The organism is Allofournierella sp. CML151, from assembly GCF_027853465.1.
Taxonomy (GTDB): domain Bacteria; phylum Bacillota; class Clostridia; order Oscillospirales; family Ruminococcaceae; genus Allofournierella.
This window is the reverse complement of record NZ_JAPNNW010000002.1, coordinates 1-20,813: the sequence shown is the minus strand read 5'-3', so window position 1 is coordinate 20,813 and position 20,813 is coordinate 1. Positions and strand designations below refer to the sequence as shown.

Below are 20,813 nucleotides of genomic sequence, written 5' to 3'. Positions count from 1 at the left end.
GGCCAGTATACCGAAGAGCAGCTGGCGGCTCTGCATCGCCGCATGAGTGCTGCCGCTCTGCGCCGCCGCCGCATTAAGACCGGCGTGCTGGTTGCGCTGAATGTGGTGGTAGCCCTGTTCATGCTGTTCCCGCTGCTGTATGCGGTTAGTGTTTCCCTGATGACCGGCAGCGAGCTGTTCACCATGGATATGAATTTAATCCCCAGCGCTCCCACGCTGGAAAACTATCTGCGCGCCTGGGCGCAGGTGCCCCTGCTGCGCTTTATCTTGAACTCCTTCCTGGTGGCCGGGTGCATCACCCTGGGCCAGATTCTCACCTGCTCGCTGGCGGCCTTTGCCTTCTCGTTTTTGAACTTCAAGGGCAAGAATGTGCTGTTCATGCTGGTGATGGCCACCATGATGGTGCCCGGCGAGGCCACCATCATCTCCAATTACCTGACCGTGAGCCAGCTGGGCATTCTGGACACCTACCTGGTGCTGATTCTGCCCTCGCTCACCTCCGCTATGGGGATTTTCCTGTTCCGTCAGTTCTATATGACCTTCCCCATCTCGCTGTATGAGTCCGCCAAGCTGGACGGCTGCGGCAACCTGCGCTTCATCGTGCGCATTCTGCTGCCGCTCACCAAGTCTGCCATCGGCGCCATGTCGGTTTACACCTTCATCAACGCCTGGAACATGTACATGTGGCCCCTGCTGGTCACCGGCTCCCAGGAGATGCGCACCGTGCAGATCGGTATCAGTATGCTGGACAACACCGATGCCCAGTCCATTACCCTGATGATGGCCGGTGTGGTGTCGGTGATCATCCCCAGCATGATCATCTTCGTGGTGGGCCAGAAGCAGCTGATCCGGGGGATGTTCTCCGGCGCGGTGAAGGGTTAAATAAACGCTGCAACCGGCGAAAATACGCCGTTTGTAAATAGAAAAAGGATAAACAACGAAGTATAATAAGTATTTGAGGAGAGAAAAGAAATGCAGAAAAAGAAGATCCTGGCGGGCGTTCTGGCCGCCGCAATGGCAATGACCACCCTGGCCGGCTGCGGCGCGGGCGCGTCCGGCAGCTCTGCCGCAGCGGGCGGCACCGCTGAGAACACCGCCGTGCAGACCGAGGCTCAGAGCTCCGGCCTGATCAGCGAGAACTTTGCCAATGTGGACACCAATGGAACCAAGATCACCTTCTGGCATTCCATGGGCGGCGTGAACGGCGAGGCCATGACCTATCTGGTGGATAAGTTCAACGCCGAAAATGAGTACGGCATCACCGTGGAGGCCGTGTACCAAGGCAGCTACGACGACGCCATCAACAAGCTCAAGAGCGCCCAGATCGGCAACATGGGCGCGGATCTGGTTCAGATCTACGACATCGGCACTCGATTCATGATCGACTCCGGCTGGGTCATTCCCATGCAGGAAATGGTCGATGCCTCCGGCTATGATATCTCCCAGATTGAGCCCAACATCGCCGCCTACTACACCACCGGCGACGGCCTGTACTCCATGCCCTTCAACTCCTCCACCCCTCTGCTGTACTACAACAAGGACATGTTCGAGGCCGCGGGCATTGAGCAGGTTCCCACCAGCTTCTCCGAGATCGCCGAGGCCGGCGAAAAGCTGAAGGCCGCCGGCTGCACCGAGCCCATTGCCATCAGTGTGTACGGCTGGTGGTTTGAGCAGTTCATGAGCAAGCAGGGCCTGGACCTGGTGGACAACGGCAACGGCCGTGACGCGGCTGCCACCAGCGTGGTGTTCGATTCCAACGGCGGCGCGCTGAACATCCTGAACGGTTGGAAGCAGCTGTACGATGCGGGCGTTGCTCCCAACGTGGGCCGTTCCGGCAGCGACACTGCCACCACCGACTTCACCTCCGGCAAGGCTGCCATGATGTTCGGCAGCACCGCTTCCCTGAAGCAGGTCCTGCAGGACAGCGGCGATTCCTTTGAGGTGGGCACCGCCTACTTCCCCAAGGTAAATGACAGCGACGAGGGCGGCGTGTCCATCGGCGGCGGCTCTCTGTGGGCGCTGAACAACAACGATGAAACCAAGGCTGCTGCCACCTGGCGCTTCATCGAGTTTTTGATCTCTCCCGAGTCCCAGGCTTACTGGAATGCTCAGACCGGCTACTTCCCGGTGACCACCGCTGCCGCCGAGCAGGATACCTACAAGCAGAACATGGAGCAGTACCCCCAGTTCCAGACCGCCATCGACCAGCTGCATGATTCCGCTCCCCAGTACGCGGGCGCTCTGCTGAGCGTATTCCCCGAGTCCCGCCAGATTGTGGAGACCGAGATCGAGGAGATGCTCAGCGGCGGCCAGACCCCCGAGGAGGCGGTGCAGTCCATTGCCGACCAGATGAACGAGACCATCGAAACCTATAACCTGATCAACGGCTGATCTTCCCATCGCCGGAAGCACGACCGGGAAAAGACTCATCTTTTCCCGGTCTTTCGGTTTGATTGCAGACAACAAAGGAGAAAAAACCATGAAACAGAGCAAAGTATTCGCCCACCGGGGCGCAAGCCAGTACGCCCCCGAAAATACGCTGGAGGCCTTCCGTCTGGCCATGGAGCAGGGGGCCGAGGGCATCGAGCTGGATGTACACCTGAGCGCGGACGGTGAGCTGGTGGTCATCCACGACGAGACTCTGGGGCGCACCACAAACGGCACAGGCCTGGTGAAGGAGCATACCCTGGCCCAGCTGCAGGCTCTGCGGGCAGACAATCACATGGAAGGCTTTGAGGCGGCCCGCATTCCCACCCTGCGCCAGGTGCTGGAGCTGGTGCGCCCCGGCGATATGCAGGTGAACATCGAGCTGAAGACCGGCATTTTGTGGTACGAGGGCATCGAGAAAAAGACTCTGGAGCTGGTGAAGGAGCTGGGCATGCAGGACCGGGTGGTCTACTCCTCCTTCAACCATTACAGCATCGAGGAGGTCCGCCGCCTGGACCCCACCGCCGAGACCGCGTATCTTTTCAGTGATGTGATCTTCGAGGTGGAAAAATACGCCGCCCGCCGGGGTGTGAAGGGCCTGCATCCGGCTCTGTGGCACGTGAAGATGGCAGATTTCCTCACCGATTACCTGCAGAGCGGCCTGGCTGTGCGGGTGTGGACTGTGAACCGCCCGGAGGATATGCGCCTGCTGATGGAGCGCGGAGTGGATGCGGTGATCACCAACGATCCCGCCCTGGCGCTGCAGGTGCGGGCGGAACTGGAAGAAAAGGAGTAAGCCGACGGTGGAACAGCTGCGTCAGAAAAAACTCTTTTTGCTGGACATCGACGGCACCATCTGCAAGGGCGAGGGCCTGATCGACGGTGCCAAAGCCTTTCTGGAGACCATTCGTCAAAGTGGCGGGCAATTCATCTTCATCACCAACAACGCCACCCGCGGTACCCGGGATTACATCCGCTTTTTCCGGCGGCTGGGGGTAGAGACCGGCCCGGACCAGTACATTACCGCCGCTTATGCCACCATTCAGTACCTGAAAAAACACTGCTCGGATAAGCTGATCTACGGTCTCGCCACCGATTCTTTTTTGCAGGAATGCCGCGAAAACGGCCTGCGCATCACCACGAGCCTGCAGAGTGGCATTGACTGCGTGCTGGTGTCCTACGACAACCAGCTCAATTACGAGAAGATCAAGGATGTGTGCCGTCTGCTCACCGAGGGCGAGCCGGAATACATCGCCACCAACCCGGATTTGGTCTGCCCGGTGGAGTTTGGTTACCTGCCGGACTGCGGGGCCATCTGCAACATGATCGAGACCGCCACCGGCAAGCGCCCCCGCTTCATCGGCAAGCCGGAGCCTGCCATGGTGGAGTACGCCCTGGCGCTCACCGGCTGCACCCCGGAGCAGACGCTTGTGGTGGGCGACCGGCTGTATACCGACATTCTGTGCGGCGTGCATGCCGGGGTGGATACCGCCCTGGTGCTGAGCGGCGAGGCTACCCTGCAGGATGCAGCGGCCTTTGCCCATTCGCCCCGGTATCTGTTCCCCTCGGTGAAGGAGCTGGCCGCAGCCATTGCTCCGGCCCGGGCAGCGGCACCTGCCGCGCCGCAGGCCGTTTCGGCACAGGTGCAAGCAGTCTGAAAACAGAAAAAGCAAACAAAAAAGCTGTTCCCGGATGAAAAGGGAACAGCTTTTTTGCTTTTAAAAATCTTATTCGGTCTGCCCGTCGGGGCCGGGCTCCCGCACCCGGCTCACCACCAGCGCAGCCACAGCGAACAGCACCAGGCTGAACGCGAAGGGCAGGCGGCGGTCCAGGCTGGAAAGCCAGCCTGCAAAATAGCCGAAGGGGCAGGAGAGCGCTACCGTGGAGGCGATGATCAGCGCATTCATCCGGGCCCGTTCCTGAGCGTCCAGATTCAGCTGGAGCAGGGCATCCTTGCGGGGGTTCACCAGAGCGGCGCCCACCGCACAGAGCAGCACATAGGCCAGCACCGCGCCCAGCCCGTTCAGCGGTGCCAGAATCAGCACCAGCGTGCCCGCTCCGTAGAGCGCCAGCCCCAGCCACAGGGATAGCCGGAACTGGGAAAAGCGCAGTCGGTGCTGCACGCCCACCATGAACACCAGCATGACCACTGCATTCAGGATGGGGAACACTGCCAGAAAATTCTCCGAAAGGCCCAGCCGCTGGGTCACATACAGGCTGAAAAAGGTGTTGTTCACCATGTTGGTGATGTAAAAGATGACAGACACCGCCACCGCCTTCAAAAGACCGGGGCTGCGCAGCAGGCGGGGAATCAGCTGGCGGTATTCCGCCAGCATCCGCAGCGGCGAAACGCCCTTGGTCTGCTGGCGCCGGATGCGACCCTGACCGGTCTCGTGGCAGAACCGGAAGGTAATGAGGGTTTTGGCGGTCATGGTGAGGGCGAACAGGAAATACAGCACCCGCACCACCGGTACCATGGAATAGGCGTTCACGAAGAGACCGGAAAGGGGAGCGAAAAATACTGCCACCAGCCCGCCGATGGTCACCCAAGTGTAGATCTCTACCAGATCGGCCGGGTCGGCGTCCTCGATCAGCAGGCAAAACCAGGCCGTCTGGTTCACCTGTTCAAAGCAGTTGAGCACCGCCGCAATAAGGAACATCCAGAAATTCTGCGACACTGCCCACACCAGGCAGGCAATGGCCCAGCCGAAAAAGTCGCCCAGCATGGTGGTGAACTTGCGGCCCAGCTTGTCGGTGAGGATGCCGCCCCAGAAGGCAATGACCACCTGTACCGCCATGGTGACCGAAAGGATCAGACCGATCTGCACGTCGGTCACGCCCAGGGTGTACATGTAAAGGGTGGCAAAGGGGGCGATCAGGTTGTAGGGGATGCCCCACAGCGGTTCGATGAAGATCAGGGTGCGGGGATTTCCGCGGTTGTTTGCCAGCACCCGAATCAGGGCGTGCTGCTTCCATTTTGCATTCTGTTTCATGTTTTTCTTCCGCCTGTCGTTTGTTACTCCGCCACATTTTATCACAGAACGCAGCAAAGGGGAAGAGGTTTTTTCAGTCCGTAAAGACAAAATAAAAAAGCACAGCCAAGAGGCCCTGGCTGTGCTTTCGATAAAGTTCGGGATTAGCCGTGCTTGTAGTAGTTGATCAGGCAGCCGTCCAGCAGGATCTGACGCTCGTCCGCGGTCAGCGGGGCCAGACTCATATGGAACTCCAGCGGACCCTCCAGGCTCAGCACGTAGGCCTTCACGCAGGAGAGATCACCGGCCAGTGCCTCGCGCACATTGGGCACAAGGACGTAATCGCCCAGACCGAAGGGAGTGGGCCCGGCCAGCTGGAAGGGCAGCATGCCCCAGTTGATCAGGTTGGAGCGGTAGCGCTTGGTGGCGTATTCCACTGCAATATTGGCACCAGCACCCAGCACACGCTGGCAGCTGGCGGCCTGCTCACGGGCGGAGCCGTCGCCGGGCTTCACCGCGTAGATGCTGGAGGCAATGCCCAGCTGCTCCCAGGTCAGCTGGCCGCAGCCGGGAACCAGATGGATGCGGTCCAGCAGGTTGGCACTGCCTTTGCCTGCGGCACGCTCGGCCTCCTCGGCCTGAATGGCCTTTGCCCGGCCCACGTACTCCGGGTCCTTGCGGCTGAGGGTGAACTCCGCCAGGCCCAGGGGGTTGGAGCGGTAGGAGCTGGTCTCACCGCTGGGAATCAGCTCGTCGGTGGTGGTCACCGGGTCGGTGATGTAGCTGCTGATCTTCAGCAGCAGGTTTTCGGGCAGAGGCTGAATGGCAGGCCAGTCCTTGATGTTGGGGCCAAGGCGCAGCAGCTCGTCGTAGTTGCCCTTGCCGTAGCCGGAGTAAACACGGCTGCGATAGCTGGAATCATCGAATTCGTAGGCCGGAATGGTGGGATCGTAGTCGATGTCGGTGGCAGGGGTCAGGATGCCGCCGTTGCGGGTGGTGGCCGCAATGGAGCGGGCGTCCATCAGAGCCACGCCGGCGATCTGGCCGTTGCCCGGCTTGGAGCCTTCCCGGCTGGGGAAGTTGCGGGTGGTGTGGCGGATGCTCAGCGAGCCGTTGGCGGGTACGTCGCCCGCGCCGAAGCAGGGACCGCAGAAGGCGGTGCGGATGGTGGCGCCGCCGGCCATCAGCTCGCCCAGCGCGCCGTTCTTCATCAGTGCCATCATGGTGGGCTGGCTGGAGGGGTAAACGCTGAGGGCGTATTCCCCGTTGCCGCCGGTGTGGCCCTTCAGAATGGTGGCTGCCTCGCAGATGTTGGAGTACATGCCGCCCGCGCAGCCCGCGATCACGCCCTGGTCCACACGCAGCTTGCCGTTCTCAATCTTGCTTACCAGATCCAGGCGGGCCTTGCCGCCCATCAGGGCCGCGCAGTCCTCTTCGGTCTTGTGCAGAATGTCTTCCAGGTTGGCGTTCAGTTCCTCAATGCTGTATACGTTGGAGGGGTGCATGGGCAAAGCGATCATGGGCCGCACCTTGGACAGGTCCACCTCCACCAGACCGTCGTAGTAGGCCAGGTCCGCCGGAGCCAGGGGCTTGTAGTCGCCGCCGCGGCTGTGCAGGGTCAGATAATCATGGGTAACTTCGTCGGTGCACCAGATGCTGGACAGGCAGGTGGTCTCGGTGGTCATTACGTCAATGCCGCTGCGGTACTCCAGAGGCAGCTCGGCGATGCCGGGGCCCACGAACTCCATCACTTTATTCTTCACATAGCCGTTCTTGAACACCGCGCCGATGATGGCCAGGGCCACGTCCTGGGGGCCGACGCCCACCACGGGCTTGCCGGTCAGGTATACCGCCACTACGCCGGGGCGGGCCACATCATAAGTACGGCCCAGCAGCTGCTTTGCCAGTTCGCCGCCGCCCTCGCCGATGGCCATGGTGCCCAGCGCGCCGTAACGGGTGTGGCTGTCCGACCCGAGAATCATCTTGCCGCAGCCCGCATACATCTCGCGCATGTACTGGTGGATGACCGCCAGGTGAGGGGGCACGAAGATGCCGCCGTACTTCTTGGCAGCGGACAGGCCGAACAGGTGGTCGTCCTCATTGATGGTGCCGCCCACCGCGCACAGGCTGTTGTGGCAGTTGGTGAGCACATAGGGCATGGGGAATTTCTCCAGGCCGGAGGCACGGGCGGTCTGCACGATGCCCACGAAGGTGATGTCGTGGCTGGCCATGGCGTCGAACTTCAGCTGCAGGGCTTCGGTGTCGCCGCTGTGATTGTGGGCCTGCAAAATGCCGTAGGCGATGGTGCCGGTGTGGGCATTGTTCACCGCATTTTCGTCAAAGCCCAGGGCAGCCAGTTTGGCGGGGGCTTCGCCGTCCGCCTGAACCCACTGGCCGCGGGCGTAATACATGCCGGTTTTGCTGCAAGTTACCATTGAATAAACCTCCTTGAAACAGGGTTTCGGGGTCTGCGCGGCGGCCGGTGCTCTGCTTCCCACCCGATTTGTCTCGGTTCGGCCCGCAGCGCGCACACTTCACCGGGCAAAAGCCCGTATGAATCGATTATAGCACAAAGGACCCGGCAGCGCCAACCGCCCGCCGGGTCCTTTGAAATGATTTTTTCGCTTTTTCGAGCTTTTTGTCTATCTGAACAGCCCACAGCGCTGCGGCACGGGCTCACAGATAAAGATTCATCAGAATGAAATCAACCCATTTTCCATCGATCTTGAAAAAACCGGGGAAACGGCCGATCTCCTCAAAGCCGTATTTGCGGTAGAGCGCCTGGGCGCGGGTGTTGTCCGCCCGCACCTCCAGCGAGATGATCTCCACCCCTGCGTTGTTTTTCGCAAAGTCGATGGCAGCTTCCATCAACCGGCTGCCCACGCCCTTTCCCCAGCACTCCTGCAGCACCGAAATACCGATCTCGGCCCGGTGGCTGGCTCGGGCCAGGGTCATGGCCCGGAAGCTGAGCGAGCCCACCATGCGCCCGTCCAGCCGGGCCACAAAAAAGGCGCTGGTGGGGTTTTCGGCCATGGCGCGCAGATATTCCTGCTCCTGTTCTACTGTGGTAGCCGGGCCCTCGGCCCCGAAGGTGAGGTTGTCGGTCTCCGAGCCCACCTGCCGCAGCAGAGCAATCAGCTCCTCCGCGTCCTCCGGGCGGCCCTGCTGGATGCAAAGCCGCTCCCCGTATGCTTCTTTCATGGTTGATCCCTCCTTACGCTGTCTGCTTACAAAGGATACCGTTTTCATCAAAATAGCCGCTTTCCATCACGGCGTTCAGGCTGTCCAGCACCCGCTGCTTGTCCGCATCCTCCTCCAGCAGGCTTACCCGGCCGCCGGTCTGGATACAGGGCAGCAGCTGCACCGTAGCCCCTGCCGCGCCCGGTTCGGTCACGGTCACCTTCAACAGGGCCGAGTCCAGAGTCTCCATATTGAACCAGAAGTTGCCCAGGCTGTAGAGCACCGGGGTATCCTGCCGCCAGCCTGCACCCTGCAGGATGTGGGGATGTGCCCCCACGATCAGGTCCGCCCCGGCGTCGGTGAAGCGGGTGGCCAGGTCGGTCTGGGCCTGCTCCAGTACGGTGGAGCCCTCGGTGCCCCAGTGGACGTATACCACCAGGTAGTCGCACTGCTCGCTGGCCGCCTGGATGGCCTGCACCGCCAGCTCCGGGTCGTAGCAGCGCAGCACACCGGGGCTGTCCTGCCCGGCCTCCGGGGTGAGGATGTACTTTTCCGCCCGGGTGCAGGCAATGTAGCCGATCTTCATGCCGCCCGCCAAAAAGAACTGGGGCTGCATGGCTTCGTCCAGGTTCTTGCCTGCGCCCACATAGGGGATGACTGCACTTTGCAGGGTGGACAAAGTGTCCAGAAAAGCGTCCTCGCCGTAGTCAAAGCAGTGGTTGTTGGCGAGGCCCACGATGTCTGCCCCCAGCTCCTGCCACATGCTCACATTGGCAGTTTTTGCCCGGAAGGTGAACTGCTTACCGGGCATGGGGCTGCCTCGGTCGGAAAAGGCGAATTCATTGTTGCATAACAGCACGTCCGCCGCGCGCATCTCGGCCAGCAGGCTTTCGCCGAAGCAGTCTTCGATGCCCGCGGTTTTTGCATAGTGGAGCATGTTGTACCAGTCGTCGGCAAAGTTCACATCGCCGGTGAAGGCCAGTACAGCCGGGCCGTCGGTCACACCGGTGTCGTGCACATTTTCCGCCATGGGCTGGGCATAAAGCGCCTGATAATACAGATAGCTCTTGCCGCTTACCTGCCAGAACAGGTCCTGACTGTAGCCGCCGGCTTCGGCAGCGCCGGTCAGAGCCTCGCAGATGCCGGGGGACTGCTCCTCACAAAATTGCAGGAAACCGGCAGTCAGTTCCTCCGGCGCACCGGCGGTGCGCAGAGCGGTCAGGGTGTCTTCGGCCTTCTGCTGCGGGTTGGGGGTGGCGGCGGGAGCAGAGGAAGCGGAAACGGCGCTCTGAGGTGGCTGCACCACCCGGACGCCGGTGTTCATTAAGTAATAGGGAACGCCCCAGCTGATCACAAGCAGCGCGGCGGCGCACAGCAGCACGGCCAGAACGCGGGCAGGGGTTTTCATGGATTCAGCCCTCCTTGACTGGATGATGAATGGTGCTTTTAGTATACGTGTTTTCGGCCCGCCCGGCAAGCTTCGACCGAAAAAACCGATTGACTTTTGAAATGGCATGCTGTATACTGAATCTTGTTCCATAAAAGAAAATCATGCGCAGATGTAGTTTAGTGGTAGAACTCCAGCTTCCCAAGCTGGCTGTGTGGGTTCGATTCCCATCATCTGCTCCAAAGAACCCCCGCAAGGCGCAAGGCTTTGCGGGGCTTTTGTTTTGCGGGATAACACACTTTTGAACACACTTCCATTAAAGACGACAGTCTGAGGATCTGAAGCGCAGGCAATCGCTGCAGATGAAAGCTGGAATTAGGCCGAGCTGCTGGGCCGGATCTCTGGCAAGAGGGATGCCGAACAGTTCGGCAACGTGCCGACAGGGAGTTGTCCAACCGACGAATAACCTGCTGTACAGTCCGATTTTACGGACAGTAAATCCAGCGTCCTATGGTGTGCTTCTGTACCATAGCGCGGCGGGCCGTTAAATCCGCAAGCCTTGCGGATTTAAATAGTCCACGTTTGCCGATTTAACCCGCCGGGCTTTTGCCGCTTGTGTCGATGGAAGCGGCGGAAAGCGTGCCCGCTTGTGGGCACATCCTTTCCCAGCTCGTTGGGGAACTCTTGCAGCCAACTGCAAAGAGCTGATTCTTTGTGCAAAATGTCAGAGCCCGCCCAGACTACCGGCTCCGATCCGGCGTGATTGGGCGCTCCTGGTTCAACAAAATGCACAAGACAGCCCCGGCGGCTGGATGATTTAAGGCATACAGAAGGCCCGCCAGGACAAACCCGGCGGGCCTTGTGCGTGTATCTTAGATACCGAAGGCAGTCCTCAGCTGCTCAGTGTAGAACTGGCTGTAATCCTCTGCGTTCAAATACTGGATAAAGGGTTTGTCCAGCTCCACGCCCTCCAGCTCGCAGAACTTTTCAAGTTTCTGGCCGAAGGCGACAGTCTGGTTCAAATTGGTGCCGGGCTGGATCTTGAAGTCGAGGGCCGAGGACTCCAGGTCATTGCACTGGTCCTCGGCGTTGAAGATGTACTTTTCCATCTCCTTGGTGTACATCCCCTTGCTGTCAAACAGGGCCTTGAGGGAGCGCAGGGCGTTGTTGTCGCCAATGAACTGCTTCCACATCCGATCACGCGCGGAAGTGTCCAGCTTTTCCCCTGCTGCGCTGGTCAGAGTAATGGCCGCCTGAAGCTCCGGGGAGATAACGAAACTCTCCTCCATGGCCATGGTTGCCTTGCGGATCGTCGCCAGGCTCAGCGAAATGCTGGTGCTCAGCTCACCGGCTCGTTTGACCAGATACGCCTTGGCCTCGTTTGTTTTGGCGGCGATACCCTCCTCAGTCAGGTACTCTTCCTTCGCGATTTCCCGGGCCTTCTTCTGAAAGTCCGTCACTGCGTTGGAAAAGAGCGCAAGCTCCGAAAAAAATGCTCTGTGCGCTGTCCTTGATGGTCTTCTGATTGTTGTTCATGATTCAAACCTCCATAAGTAAAATATATCGCAAGGGGCCGTGTGCCCCCTGTTTCGTGGTTGTGGTTGCCCGGCGGTTATTGCTGCACATCATCGAAAAAGCCGTACAGCTCCTTTGCATCCAGGCCCAGCAGCTCGGCCAGGTGCTTTGTACTGGATGCAGCAAGGCGGCGTTCCCGTTCCTCTTGTCTCTCCACAATGCGCTCCTGCACGCTGCCGCCGCTCTTCCAAGCTCCGAAACCGGTTCCCCGGTAGGCCCGGGAAAGAAGATCCTCGCCGTAGAACCGGCGCAGCTCCTGGTTTTGGCGCAGTGCCCGCAGCGCCTTGTCCTCCATCTGTCGGATTCGCTCCTGGGTTACTCCGTCAAGCTCGGCGGCCTGCCGGAGGGTCAATCCCTCATAGAATCGCCGGGCGATCACATCCCGTTGCCGATCGGGCAGCAGGGACAGCGCCTTGTCCAGCACCGCCCGCAGCTCCTGCCGGTAGCTGTTCTGCTCTGCATCCTCGAAGGCCTGGGCAGCCGCCGGGTCTGGGGTTACATCGGCCCGGGTGACTTCTCCGGCATCGTCCCACGGAACAGGCTCGTCCAGGCTCTGGGCGCTGTCCAACGGTTCCGCCGAGACTCTCACCCGGCGGCCGTCCTCTGTGACCACATACCGCCCCCGGCCCTGCAAGATGGCCTTCTGGATTCGATGCTGCACAAAATATTGCAGCGCCGTCAGAAAAGCGCCTTTCTTCGGGTTGTGGTATTCTGCTGCCTCTTTCACGGCAAAATAGCCTTCCTGGTCGAAGTCCTCCAGGGTAACCCCGGCGGATTCGGCCACGCCCTGATTCCGGCTGTACCAGCGCCAGAACATTGTGTGAATTACAGGTCGGTTGATTTCCCACAGCTGAGCCAGGGCCGCACTGTTGCCCTGACGGGCCAGCTGGGCGAGCATGTTGTTCAGCTCCTGGCGCTGATCGAGCGGCGGTGCGGCCTGCTGTGCGCCCGTTCCGTCGGGGGTTCTGGTTTCTTCCATTGTGCTGCCCTCCCGTTCGTGCTATACTGGTGATAAGGGTTGTGGGCCGTCCGGGAGGGCGGCTCTTTTTTTATTTCTCAGGTTCCGGCCAGCTGGCGGCCAGATGGGAAAGGGCGTTACTATGGAATCGCAGGCAAGCGTGTATCCCGTCCTCCCGGGTGTTCCCCATCAGCACCGCCGAGATATCCTTCCACGTTGTATGCCGGATACTGTTCTTGCCGGTCCGTGGATCTTTGGAGGGTTCCAGATACCGCAGCCGCAGCACCGCCCGTTCCAGCTGATCAGGCAGGGCAGCCACAGCGGCCTCAATCTCTGCCATTTCCCGGCGGTTCGCTTGCACGATGGGAGCAATCTCCCGGGCGTACTCCTCCGACCGGCTGCCGCATGGGGAAGGCCGCTCCCGGTCCATCTGCTGAAGCGTGGCCAACCGCTCCAGCCGGATGCGCACTTCCAGCCGAAGCCCGGTGTATCGTTCCAACCGGGTTTTGGCCTCGTCTCTTGTCATGTTTTCACCAACCTTTTCCGACATTTTGGCCGGGGAAGCCTCGCAGCCACCCCGGCGGGTCTATCAAGTGTTCAGCTCAGCCAGCAGCTGGGCGGTCTTTTCTTCGGGGATAGTGAGCGCCTGGGTAACCAGGGCCGACCGATCGGGCGAAAGGGCACCGCCCAAAAGATGCTGCAGGAATGTCAGCACCACCTGTACTTGTGCGAAAGTCGCCATTGTGATTCCTCCTCTCATTCATGCCTGATTGTTTCCTGGTCACTGTCCGCCCTTGCCGCAGTCGCAGCCGCAAGCGCCTCGTTCCGGACCATCTCTTCGGTGATTTCGGCTTCTGTGGGCTGGCGGTGAAGCGCCCGCAAAAGGTCGCGTTCCGCCAGTTCGTGGCGGTGCAGGTTCCAACCTTCCAGCGTGTTGATACTCGGTCTTCCGCTTGTGGGTTCCTTCGGTGCATACACCGGCAAAGACTGGCCACGAAAGCGGTTAAATTCGCCGGTGAAGGTCATTCCCGGGATCTCTTCAATTTGAGGAGCATTCACAGCGCCTCACCTCCTTCCAGAACCGGCCCGGCGGCCAGGTAGCAGCCGGCGGCGCCGAGGCTCCACAGGATGCACAGCATGAGGCCGGGCACGATGCCCACAAGTCCCTCCACGATGGCCCCCAGCTGGCCCACGGTCAGCAGGGCATAGAACACAGTGGCGATGAGAAAAGCCGTCTGGCGAGCCTTTCCGGCGGCCCACTGCTTGCGGTATGTACGGTTCATTCCGCTGTGCCTCCTTCCCGCTGCTCGGCGATCTGGGCGGCGGTGCGCTGCCACAGCTCGGACAAGTCCACATCTGCGCCCAGGCTCTCGCCCTTGCGCACAGTGGTAACGGTGTAGCCCTGGACGGCGAACTGCTGGGAGATCCAGCCCGCCGGGCGGATTCCAAGGCGGTCGAGTGCGCTGATCCGGCCGCCGTCCAGCACCACGGCTTCACGCTTTACGGTGCGGGGCTTCGGCTCCCGCTGGTCGATGTACTCCACCTCGTAGGCGGTCAGATTGATGGTCTTGAAAAATTTCATTGCTCATTCCTCCGTTTTCTGATAAACTGGGAGGGAAACAGGGCTTGTCGATTCTGTTTCCCATCTTTGCCGGTTGAGAAGTTGGCGCTTCTCAGCCGGCTTTTTTGTTGCCTGGGGCGCGGTCGAAAAAGTAACGGTGCCACTCCTCCGGCGGGATCTGCAGCACATCGGCAATGGCTTCGATCTGCCAGGCCGTGAAAGGGTGACGGCCCTGCATCCGGCTGCTCAGGGTGCTTTCTGCCATCCCGGCCCGCCGGGCCACCTCTGCCTGAAGGATCTCCTTCTCCACCATTCTTACGCGCAGTGCTTTGAATAACATCGTTCATTCCTCCTGTCCGGCTTCGATCATGGCCAGTGCCCGGCGGTCGATGCAGAGCACCGGCCCATGGTCGGGGTGCGTTCTGCAAAATTCCATCATGCGGGCCGTGACCTGCTCCGGGGTGTCGCCGGTCATGGCCGCGATCTGTTCGGCGCTGAAATACTCCTCTTCTCCGAACTCATTGCCCAGGGTGAGCCGCAGCCAGGCAAGCGCCCCGCTGTGGGGCAGGCCCCGGGCTTCGGCGCTGGCCAACAGATCCAGCAGCTTGTCCAGGGTCACGCCGTACTTGCGGTACCGCCGGGCGATAAGTTCCAGTTCACTGTGTGCTTTCATTTCTTGTTCTCCTCTCTCAGGCTGCGGGCGATGCTGAGCAGGGCGCAGCTCTTTGCTTCGTAGTCGTACCAGGCGCAATTGCTTTCAAGACAAGGGATGTCTTTAGCTTCGTTCTTCACAATCGCAGCCAATACACAATGTTTCGGCTGCTCCGCGCGGCTATCCGGGCAAGCCGGGTCACAGGGCAGCCCATCAATGGGGCAAATGGTCTCACTCATGGCTGTACCTCCCCATATTCGATGCCGCTGAAATCGTCAAAAGCTCCGGCGGGGGAGAGGTACCCGCATTCATCGTGCACCATAGCGGAGACGTTCGTTGTTCCGTCCCGCCCTTCAATAAGAGCCAGGCACACAACGCGTTCACGGGTGCGGTAGGCGTGGCCGTCTGGGTCGTTCCCTTCAAGGATGGCCCACATATCAGCAGGTGCGGGGATGATCTGTAAAATTTTATCGTGCATGGTTTGCTCCTTTCGTTTTGGTGGCCGCTCTGATGGGCCTAGAAACGTTTTTAGTGGCCAGGGGTAAAGTTTGTCACCGAAGGGGCGAAAGCTGTTTTTGCCGTGGCTCCTGCTTGCGGAAACAGTCTGAAAACGTGCGCTCGCCCTACGGCCTACACTTCCACCCCTTTTCGGGTTCGGTAATCTCTATCGGGGTCCGGGGCAATAATCAGCATGTGCGCCCCGGCGGCTTCAACAATCCGGCCAGATAAAGAGCTATCGAATTTCGCTATTTCTGAAGGCGTTAGGTTGCTGGTGATAATTGTCGGGTTGCGGTCATTGTCGTAGCGAGCGTTGATGATCTCGAAGGCCAGCTTCAGATCTCCGGTAGTGGGCTGCTTCTTGACTGCGTGCAGGAAGTCATCTAAGTACAGGATCTGGCAGCCCTTCAGCTCGTCCATAAGCCGCACATAGTCGGGAGTGTTCTGTGCCGCCTTCAGCTCGGCCATCAGATCCGGCCAGCTTCGGCCCTTTCCACGGGCCCCGCCCTTCAGGATGTAATTGAACGCCCCGGCGGCCAGGTGCGTTTTACCGGCCCCCGGCTGGCCGCAGATGAAAAGGAATCCTTTCGGGTGCCGTGCATAATCGCAGGTGGATTTCAAAAGCGCGGTCTGCCATGCCTGATCGGCCCTGAAGTCGTTCAGGTTGAATTTGGCAAGCGATTTGCTCAACCCGGCGTTTTCCGTGTGTTTTCTGGTCTGGATACGGCTTTGACAAGAGCAGGGGACCCACTCTCCCTCGCCCCAGTCCTTCCAGACCCAGCCGCTGCCGTTACAGTGAGGGCACTGATTCTGCGGGAAACGTTTGCTGTCCCACAGGTTCATCCGCCGGGTTTTGTCCTGGTTCCATTCCTCATACGATGAGCCCGACGTGGGCATATGGGTCATAGGGTGCGTTGTCATCTCCAATCGGCGTTTCCTCCTTCCTCTCGAATCCGCTGCTGTTGTTCCTCTCCCAGGTGCGAACAGCGGCCCGCCAGTCTTTCATTTTGTTTTTGCCGATCATCCAGCCGCGAGCGTCGTAGTAGTCCACAAAGTACTGGGAATCTATGCCGTTTCCGCGCTCCAGACAATAGGCCCTGACCTCTTCCACAGAAGGAGGAACGAAAGCGCGTGTTTTGGGCGGCTTGTCCGCCGGGGTTCCCCCTGGAACCCCCTCTATATTCTCCTTTGTCTTTTCCTTTTCCTTTGCCTTCTCCTTTGTCTTTTCCTTTTCTTTGGGGGGCGTTCGCTTGCGTTCGGTAGCGTTCGCTTTGCCGCCTTTTGCTCCGTTGATTCGGTTTCTCTCACACTTTGCCTGGTATTTTTTCAGGTCCCGGTCTATCTGGTCCCTCATGGTTGGGAACGCAAAACGTTCGTTTCCTGTCAGCTCAGGCGCATCACCTGTGTGGCTATAAATCAGCAGAGCGGTAAACAGTCGGCCTCGCTCTTCATCGTCCAACGGCTCAATGGCAGCCAGATAGCTGTGGTATGCGCAGAAATATTCTCTTGCCATGTTGCTGTCTCTCACTGAGCTGAAATGCCAGGGCCATGCACAGGCCCGCTGGGTTTCTGCTGAATCTCGTTGTAAATCTCAGCCTTCAGCGCCATAAGCGCTTGGAATTCATCCGGATCACGCTGCTCCCAAGGGGTGCATATATAACGCTCGGCCCGATCCAGATACTCCAAGATCTTCTTGTCAGTATTCATTGCTTCACCTCCTCTATGATCTCGGCCACGTCCACGCCCAGAGCGCGGGCGATTTTGCCAACGGTTTTCACGGTCAGTTCTTCGCCATGAACAGCGCGAGAAATTGTAGCAGGAGACAGCCCTTCCCTTCTTAAATCGCGGGCACTCATGCAAGCCCTAGCCATTGCGATCTCTAGTTTGATTTTTTGAAGTTTCATTTGTTCACCTCCTAGTAATTGTTCCGGAATCGTTCCGACGAACAAATAATAGCACCGAAATAGAACCGTATCAATATTTTTATAAAAAATAATGTTCCGTATTCGTTCCGAATGTGGTATATTTAAGAAAAAGGAGTGGTTCAATGTCTGCAGTAGGAGAAAAAATCAAATTTTACAGAAAGTTTGTAGGATGGACTCAAGAACAGCTTGCACAGAAAACAGACTTGTCCGTAATGTCCATCAGAAGATATGAATCCGGCGACAGAATGCCCAATCAGGATACTGTAATCAAAATTGCCAAAGCATTAGGGATTGCTCCATTTATCCTGTTAAGCGAAATGTATGATGATTTTGGCGAAAGAATATTTCCCGAAGAAATGCCTGCCGCAGTACGCGAACGAATTATTGAAAATGATGAGTTTCAAAAATTGTTCAAAGAATTCAAAGTCATGAGCGAAAAACATGGAATCATCCCGGCGGCCGGAAAATATGTAGAAGCTCTTAGCCGATTGGGCTATCTTCCAAATGAAGATGAAGATTTTGGAATTGATGCACAAAATGTTCCCCAAAAACTCCTTAAAGCAATGAAGAAGTTAAATGATGAAGGAAAGGCTATTGCCATACAACGTGTAGAAGAACTTGCAGAGATCCCTCGCTACCAAGCTAAGCCTGCCACAGAAGCCACAAAATCCTCCCCAGAGGGGAAAGGTACCCCCGAAGAGTAAAACCCGCCACAGGACCAGCCAGGGGCCGCAGAGAGCGCGGGAAGATGCTCACCATCTGGGCAACTGGCCATATTGCCGAAATTATCGGCAATATACAGAGCCTGTCGCACCGGTGCGAAAACCTTAAAAAACCTTAAATCCCGGAGCCTCTTCCGGGAGCTCTGGCGCCGCCGGGCCTGCGCGGATATCCACGCGCTATGCTTGCAACTGAATCAGTCTCGCCCCCGGCGGAGCAGCATTTTGTAACACGATACGCGCGGGAGTTGTCCCAAGTTGGGACAACTCGAAGCAGCTGCAGCACGTCCAAAATTTGGACAACTCTCAGCCGATCGGCCGCCCCGCTGGCCACCTGATGGACAGCGGCTCCATTGTCGCAAATTGCGAACACGGCACCAGTGCGACAAATTGTCGCATCGGTGGGGTAGCTTAAAGCGACCCCATCCCAGGGCAAAAGGGGGTAGCGAAACGTGACCCCCTTTGCGGGCATCGCGAATTGCGAAGGGCAGAATAGGGGCGGTAAACCGCCGACCCCTTGCCGCATCGATGGCAGCAAGGAGGTTGCGACAAAATGTCGCAACCATGCAGCCAGATCAGGGCAGAGATAAGCCAGGCTTATACCAGCCGCCGGGCCGGAGCTGATCGGCAAGTAATGCTTTCTTGGCCAAGTCCTGCGAAACCGGCGCTTGCTGGGAATCTCCCAGACCTTTGCATCGTCACATTGTGATGGCAGCGCATTTCTCCGAAACGCTATGGATGATAGGCCCGGAGGGGCCCCGGCCTTTGCAGCTGGGGACGGCTCATTCCTGGAAAGGCAGCGAAAGCCGGTGGTTTTCCCGCTGAGTTCTACTTTTCGCCGCCCAGAACTGCAACTCGCTGGATTTCCGGCCAGGTAAAAAAGAAAAGCCCCCGGCGGCTGCCGGAGGCGGGAAAGGAAAAAGCTATGAAGATCTTCACCATAATCGGCGGCGTGAACGGCTGCGGAAAATCCAGCCTTACCGGCTCCCTGAAGGCCGAGCGCACCGATCTGGGCATTATCGTAGACCCGGACAAGCTCACCGCTGAGCTGGGCGGGGATGAATACGAGGGCGGCAAGCTGGCCGTGGATAAGCTGGAGAAGGCCCTGGCCGATGGGGTCAGCTTTACCCAGGAAACCACCCTTTCCGGCGGCTACACCCGCAAGCTGGCCCGCCGGGCTAAAGAGGCCGGATATTACATCCGCCTTTATTACATCGGGCTGGACACCGTGCAGGAGAGCCTCCAGCGCATCGAGAACCGCGTCCGCAAGGGCGGGCATGATATTCCTCGGAAGGATGTGGAAAGCCGTTTTGCCCGCCGTTTTGCCGATGTGGCGAAGGTGCTGCCCTACTGCGACGAGGCCCGCTTCTTCGACAATGACAACGGCTTTGTGCTGGTGGCCGAGTACCGGAACGGCGAGATCCTGCCCATTGGCAGCCGCCGACCGGAATGGCTGGTGCGGCTGATGGCAGGAATGGAATAACCCGAAACAACGAAAAAAAGCCGCCCTCTGCGCCAACAGAGAACGGCCTTTTGATAGACAGCTTACCCCAAAGGGATAATGCAGCCCGAACACCTGTATTATAACCTCTTTGCGGTGGGCTTGTCAAAGTGTACCTAAAAGTCGCCTTCTTTCTGGGAGGGTGCGAGTAGAAACAAGGAGGTTTATTTTTATGGAAAAACGCACAAACACCGCGTCTTGGGACGAGAAGAACCGCCGCTGGCGGATCAGTGTGCAGCGAGACGGCCAGCGCCGCAGCTTCTACAGCTCCACGCCTGGGCGCACCGGTCAGAGGGAGGCCAACGCCAAGGCAGACCGATGGCTGGAATCCGGGGTGAATGCTGCTGGCGCCACTGTGGCCAGCGTCTACCCGGAATGGATCAAGCGGCTGCAAACCACCACCAGCGCATCCAACTGGCGGCCCATCGACAGCCGGTGGCGGAAGTGGATCGATCCGGCCATCGGGGGCAAAAAGCTGGATCGGATCACGGAGCAAAACCTGCAGGATATTGTGGACGCTGCCTTCGCCGCGGGTCTTTCCAAGAAGACGCTCACTTCCATGTGTTGCGATCTGCGGGCCTTCTTCAAATTCTGCCGCCGATCCAAGCTGACCACCTTCAGTCCCGAAGATCTCACCATCCCCGCCGGGGCCAGAAACAAGGGCAAAGAGATCCTTCAGCCCGCCGACCTGGTGAAGCTTTTCAACATCGACACCACCACCCGCTGGGGCAAGCGTGTGCCGGAGGAATATATCCACGCATACCGGGTGCAGGTCCTTACCGGCCTTCGTCCCGGGGAGCTGCTGGGGCTGGAATGGGCAGATCTGAAGGGACACACACTCCATGTGCAGAGATCCATCAACTGCCGGGGCGAGGTGACCAAAGGCAAGAACGAAAATGCTGTGCGCAGTGTGCAGCTGCCTGACCTGGCCTTTGCCGAGCTTCAGGCGCAGCGGGCCATGACTGGCCACAGCAAGCAGATCTTCGGGATCAGCAACCAGCAGAACTACGCCAAACGCTGGGCCGTGTACTGCGCGGCCAACGGCCTCACCCCGGTTTCCCCGTATGAGCTGCGCCACACCTTCGTTTCCATCGCCCAGGTTCTGCCGGAGGGACAGGTAAAACGCCTGGTTGGCCACAGTCGAAGCATGGACACTTTCGGCATTTACGGCCATAGCGTGAATGGCCAGGATGAGCAGGCCGCCGACACTCTGGGTAGCGTCTTTTCTTCGCTGCTGAGCCGTCAGGCATAACACACCCGGTAACACACTCTTGCTTTTTCATCTGTGAAGAGAATCTCCCGGCGGCCTTGATTCTTCGTGAAAAGCGGGCTAAGACGTGGCTTGCCACACCTCTATTTTCCCTGATAAAAGGCCGCTTTCTGGTTCGATTCCCATCATCTGCTCCACGTCGGAATGGACTGTGCTCCATTCAAAAAGCCCGGCTGTTCAGCCGGGCA

26 protein-coding genes and 1 tRNA gene are annotated in these 20,813 nt (G+C 58.9%); 8 read left to right on the top strand and 19 right to left on the bottom strand.

From position 1 onward, the window contains the following. Positions 1-120 precede the first annotated feature (120 nt). The 4 genes from PH256_RS01790 (at position 121) to PH256_RS01775 (ending at position 4,085) form a co-directional block, all read left to right on the top strand. The gene (locus tag PH256_RS01790) at positions 121-882 is read left to right on the top strand and encodes a carbohydrate ABC transporter permease (protein WP_442866646.1); all 762 of its coding nucleotides are present in this window, start codon (positions 121-123) and stop codon (positions 880-882) included. Positions 883-972: 90 nt separating this feature from the next. Further along, positions 973-2,391: an ABC transporter substrate-binding protein gene (locus PH256_RS01785; RefSeq protein ID WP_087185043.1), complete on the top strand. Its 1,419-nt coding sequence runs from the start codon at positions 973-975 to the stop codon at positions 2,389-2,391. Between the two features lie 88 nt (positions 2,392-2,479). Next, the gene (locus tag PH256_RS01780; RefSeq protein WP_270912747.1) at positions 2,480-3,223 is read left to right on the top strand and encodes a glycerophosphodiester phosphodiesterase; all 744 of its coding nucleotides are present in this window, start codon (positions 2,480-2,482) and stop codon (positions 3,221-3,223) included. Positions 3,224-3,230: 7 nt separating this feature from the next. After that, positions 3,231-4,085: an HAD-IIA family hydrolase gene (locus PH256_RS01775; RefSeq protein WP_270912746.1), complete on the top strand. Its 855-nt coding sequence runs from the start codon at positions 3,231-3,233 to the stop codon at positions 4,083-4,085. A 69-nt stretch (positions 4,086-4,154) separates the two neighbouring features. Here the strand turns inward: PH256_RS01775 and PH256_RS01770 are convergent, their stop codons facing one another. The 4 genes from PH256_RS01770 to PH256_RS01755 all read right to left on the bottom strand — a co-directional run bounded on the left by PH256_RS01770 (position 4,155) and on the right by PH256_RS01755 (position 9,987). Further along, on the bottom strand, positions 4,155-5,420 hold the full coding sequence (locus PH256_RS01770) for an MFS transporter (RefSeq protein ID WP_270912745.1): 1,266 nt from the start codon (positions 5,418-5,420) through the stop codon (positions 4,155-4,157). A gap of 143 nt (positions 5,421-5,563) precedes the next feature. Beyond that, on the bottom strand, positions 5,564-7,834 hold the full coding sequence (locus PH256_RS01765; RefSeq protein ID WP_270912744.1) for a hydratase: 2,271 nt from the start codon (positions 7,832-7,834) through the stop codon (positions 5,564-5,566). A 241-nt stretch (positions 7,835-8,075) separates the two neighbouring features. Then, on the bottom strand, positions 8,076-8,600 hold the full coding sequence (locus PH256_RS01760; protein WP_087185047.1) for a GNAT family N-acetyltransferase: 525 nt from the start codon (positions 8,598-8,600) through the stop codon (positions 8,076-8,078). A gap of 13 nt (positions 8,601-8,613) precedes the next feature. After that, positions 8,614-9,987, bottom strand: coding sequence for a CapA family protein (locus PH256_RS01755; protein ID WP_270912743.1), 1,374 nt, complete (start codon positions 9,985-9,987; stop codon positions 8,614-8,616). A 147-nt stretch (positions 9,988-10,134) separates the two neighbouring features. Here PH256_RS01755 and PH256_RS01750 point away from each other — a divergent pair. Further along, positions 10,135-10,208 (top strand) — tRNA-Gly (locus tag PH256_RS01750). Between the two features lie 630 nt (positions 10,209-10,838). Here PH256_RS01750 and PH256_RS01745 read toward each other — a convergent pair. From PH256_RS01745 to PH256_RS01675, 15 genes are all read right to left on the bottom strand, one after another. After that, complete coding sequence (locus PH256_RS01745) at positions 10,839-11,426, bottom strand: hypothetical protein (protein ID WP_270912742.1); 588 nt, start codon at positions 11,424-11,426, stop codon at positions 10,839-10,841. 152 nt (positions 11,427-11,578) lie between these two features. Continuing rightward, entirely contained in the window at positions 11,579-12,520 is a 942-nt protein-coding gene (locus PH256_RS01740) for a sigma-70 family RNA polymerase sigma factor (protein WP_270912741.1), read from the bottom strand. A 70-nt stretch (positions 12,521-12,590) separates the two neighbouring features. After that, positions 12,591-13,025: a hypothetical protein gene (locus PH256_RS01735; RefSeq protein ID WP_270912740.1), complete on the bottom strand. Its 435-nt coding sequence runs from the start codon at positions 13,023-13,025 to the stop codon at positions 12,591-12,593. A gap of 63 nt (positions 13,026-13,088) precedes the next feature. Further along, positions 13,089-13,241 (bottom strand): hypothetical protein, encoded by a 153-nt coding sequence (locus PH256_RS01730; RefSeq protein WP_270912739.1) that lies wholly within the window; start codon positions 13,239-13,241, stop codon positions 13,089-13,091. A 14-nt stretch (positions 13,242-13,255) separates the two neighbouring features. After that, a complete protein-coding gene (locus PH256_RS01725) occupies positions 13,256-13,558 on the bottom strand; it encodes a hypothetical protein (RefSeq protein WP_270912738.1) in 303 nt (100 codons plus the stop codon). Next, entirely contained in the window at positions 13,555-13,782 is a 228-nt protein-coding gene (locus PH256_RS01720; protein ID WP_270912736.1) for a hypothetical protein, read from the bottom strand. Before PH256_RS01720 ends, PH256_RS01725 begins: the two co-directional genes overlap by 4 nt. After that, positions 13,779-14,081: a hypothetical protein gene (locus PH256_RS01715; RefSeq protein WP_270912735.1), complete on the bottom strand. Its 303-nt coding sequence runs from the start codon at positions 14,079-14,081 to the stop codon at positions 13,779-13,781. The genes PH256_RS01720 and PH256_RS01715 overlap by 4 nt, the downstream gene beginning before the upstream one ends. A 91-nt stretch (positions 14,082-14,172) precedes the next feature. Further along, the gene (locus tag PH256_RS01710) at positions 14,173-14,400 is read right to left on the bottom strand and encodes a helix-turn-helix domain-containing protein (protein WP_270912734.1); all 228 of its coding nucleotides are present in this window, start codon (positions 14,398-14,400) and stop codon (positions 14,173-14,175) included. A gap of 3 nt (positions 14,401-14,403) precedes the next feature. Beyond that, positions 14,404-14,733, bottom strand: coding sequence for a hypothetical protein (locus PH256_RS01705; protein WP_270912733.1), 330 nt, complete (start codon positions 14,731-14,733; stop codon positions 14,404-14,406). Next, positions 14,730-14,951: a hypothetical protein gene (locus PH256_RS01700; protein WP_270912732.1), complete on the bottom strand. Its 222-nt coding sequence runs from the start codon at positions 14,949-14,951 to the stop codon at positions 14,730-14,732. Before PH256_RS01700 ends, PH256_RS01705 begins: the two co-directional genes overlap by 4 nt. Beyond that, positions 14,948-15,190, bottom strand: a complete 243-nt coding sequence (locus PH256_RS01695; RefSeq protein ID WP_270912731.1) for a hypothetical protein — start codon at positions 15,188-15,190, stop codon at positions 14,948-14,950. Before PH256_RS01695 ends, PH256_RS01700 begins: the two co-directional genes overlap by 4 nt. 152 nt (positions 15,191-15,342) lie before the next feature. Next, entirely contained in the window at positions 15,343-16,131 is a 789-nt protein-coding gene (locus PH256_RS01690) for an ATP-binding protein (protein WP_270912909.1), read from the bottom strand. Next, positions 16,082-16,723: a DUF6291 domain-containing protein gene (locus PH256_RS01685; protein WP_270912730.1), complete on the bottom strand. Its 642-nt coding sequence runs from the start codon at positions 16,721-16,723 to the stop codon at positions 16,082-16,084. The genes PH256_RS01690 and PH256_RS01685 overlap by 50 nt, the downstream gene beginning before the upstream one ends. A gap of 11 nt (positions 16,724-16,734) precedes the next feature. After that, on the bottom strand, positions 16,735-16,917 hold the full coding sequence (locus PH256_RS01680; RefSeq protein ID WP_270912729.1) for a hypothetical protein: 183 nt from the start codon (positions 16,915-16,917) through the stop codon (positions 16,735-16,737). Continuing rightward, positions 16,914-17,114, bottom strand: coding sequence for a helix-turn-helix domain-containing protein (locus tag PH256_RS01675; RefSeq protein WP_270912728.1), 201 nt, complete (start codon positions 17,112-17,114; stop codon positions 16,914-16,916). The genes PH256_RS01680 and PH256_RS01675 overlap by 4 nt, the downstream gene beginning before the upstream one ends. A 143-nt stretch (positions 17,115-17,257) precedes the next feature. Between PH256_RS01675 and PH256_RS01670 the strand changes: the two genes are divergently transcribed. The 3 genes from PH256_RS01670 to PH256_RS01660 all read left to right on the top strand — a co-directional run bounded on the left by PH256_RS01670 (position 17,258) and on the right by PH256_RS01660 (position 20,607). Then, the gene (locus tag PH256_RS01670) at positions 17,258-17,839 is read left to right on the top strand and encodes a helix-turn-helix domain-containing protein (protein WP_270912726.1); all 582 of its coding nucleotides are present in this window, start codon (positions 17,258-17,260) and stop codon (positions 17,837-17,839) included. Positions 17,840-18,779: 940 nt separating this feature from the next. Beyond that, positions 18,780-19,337 carry a zeta toxin family protein gene (locus PH256_RS01665; protein WP_270912725.1) on the top strand — a complete coding sequence of 186 codons (558 nt, stop codon included), beginning with the start codon at positions 18,780-18,782 and terminating at the stop codon, positions 19,335-19,337. Positions 19,338-19,527: 190 nt separating this feature from the next. Continuing rightward, on the top strand, positions 19,528-20,607 hold the full coding sequence (locus PH256_RS01660) for a site-specific integrase (RefSeq protein WP_270912724.1): 1,080 nt from the start codon (positions 19,528-19,530) through the stop codon (positions 20,605-20,607). Positions 20,608-20,813: the final 206 nt, after the last annotated feature.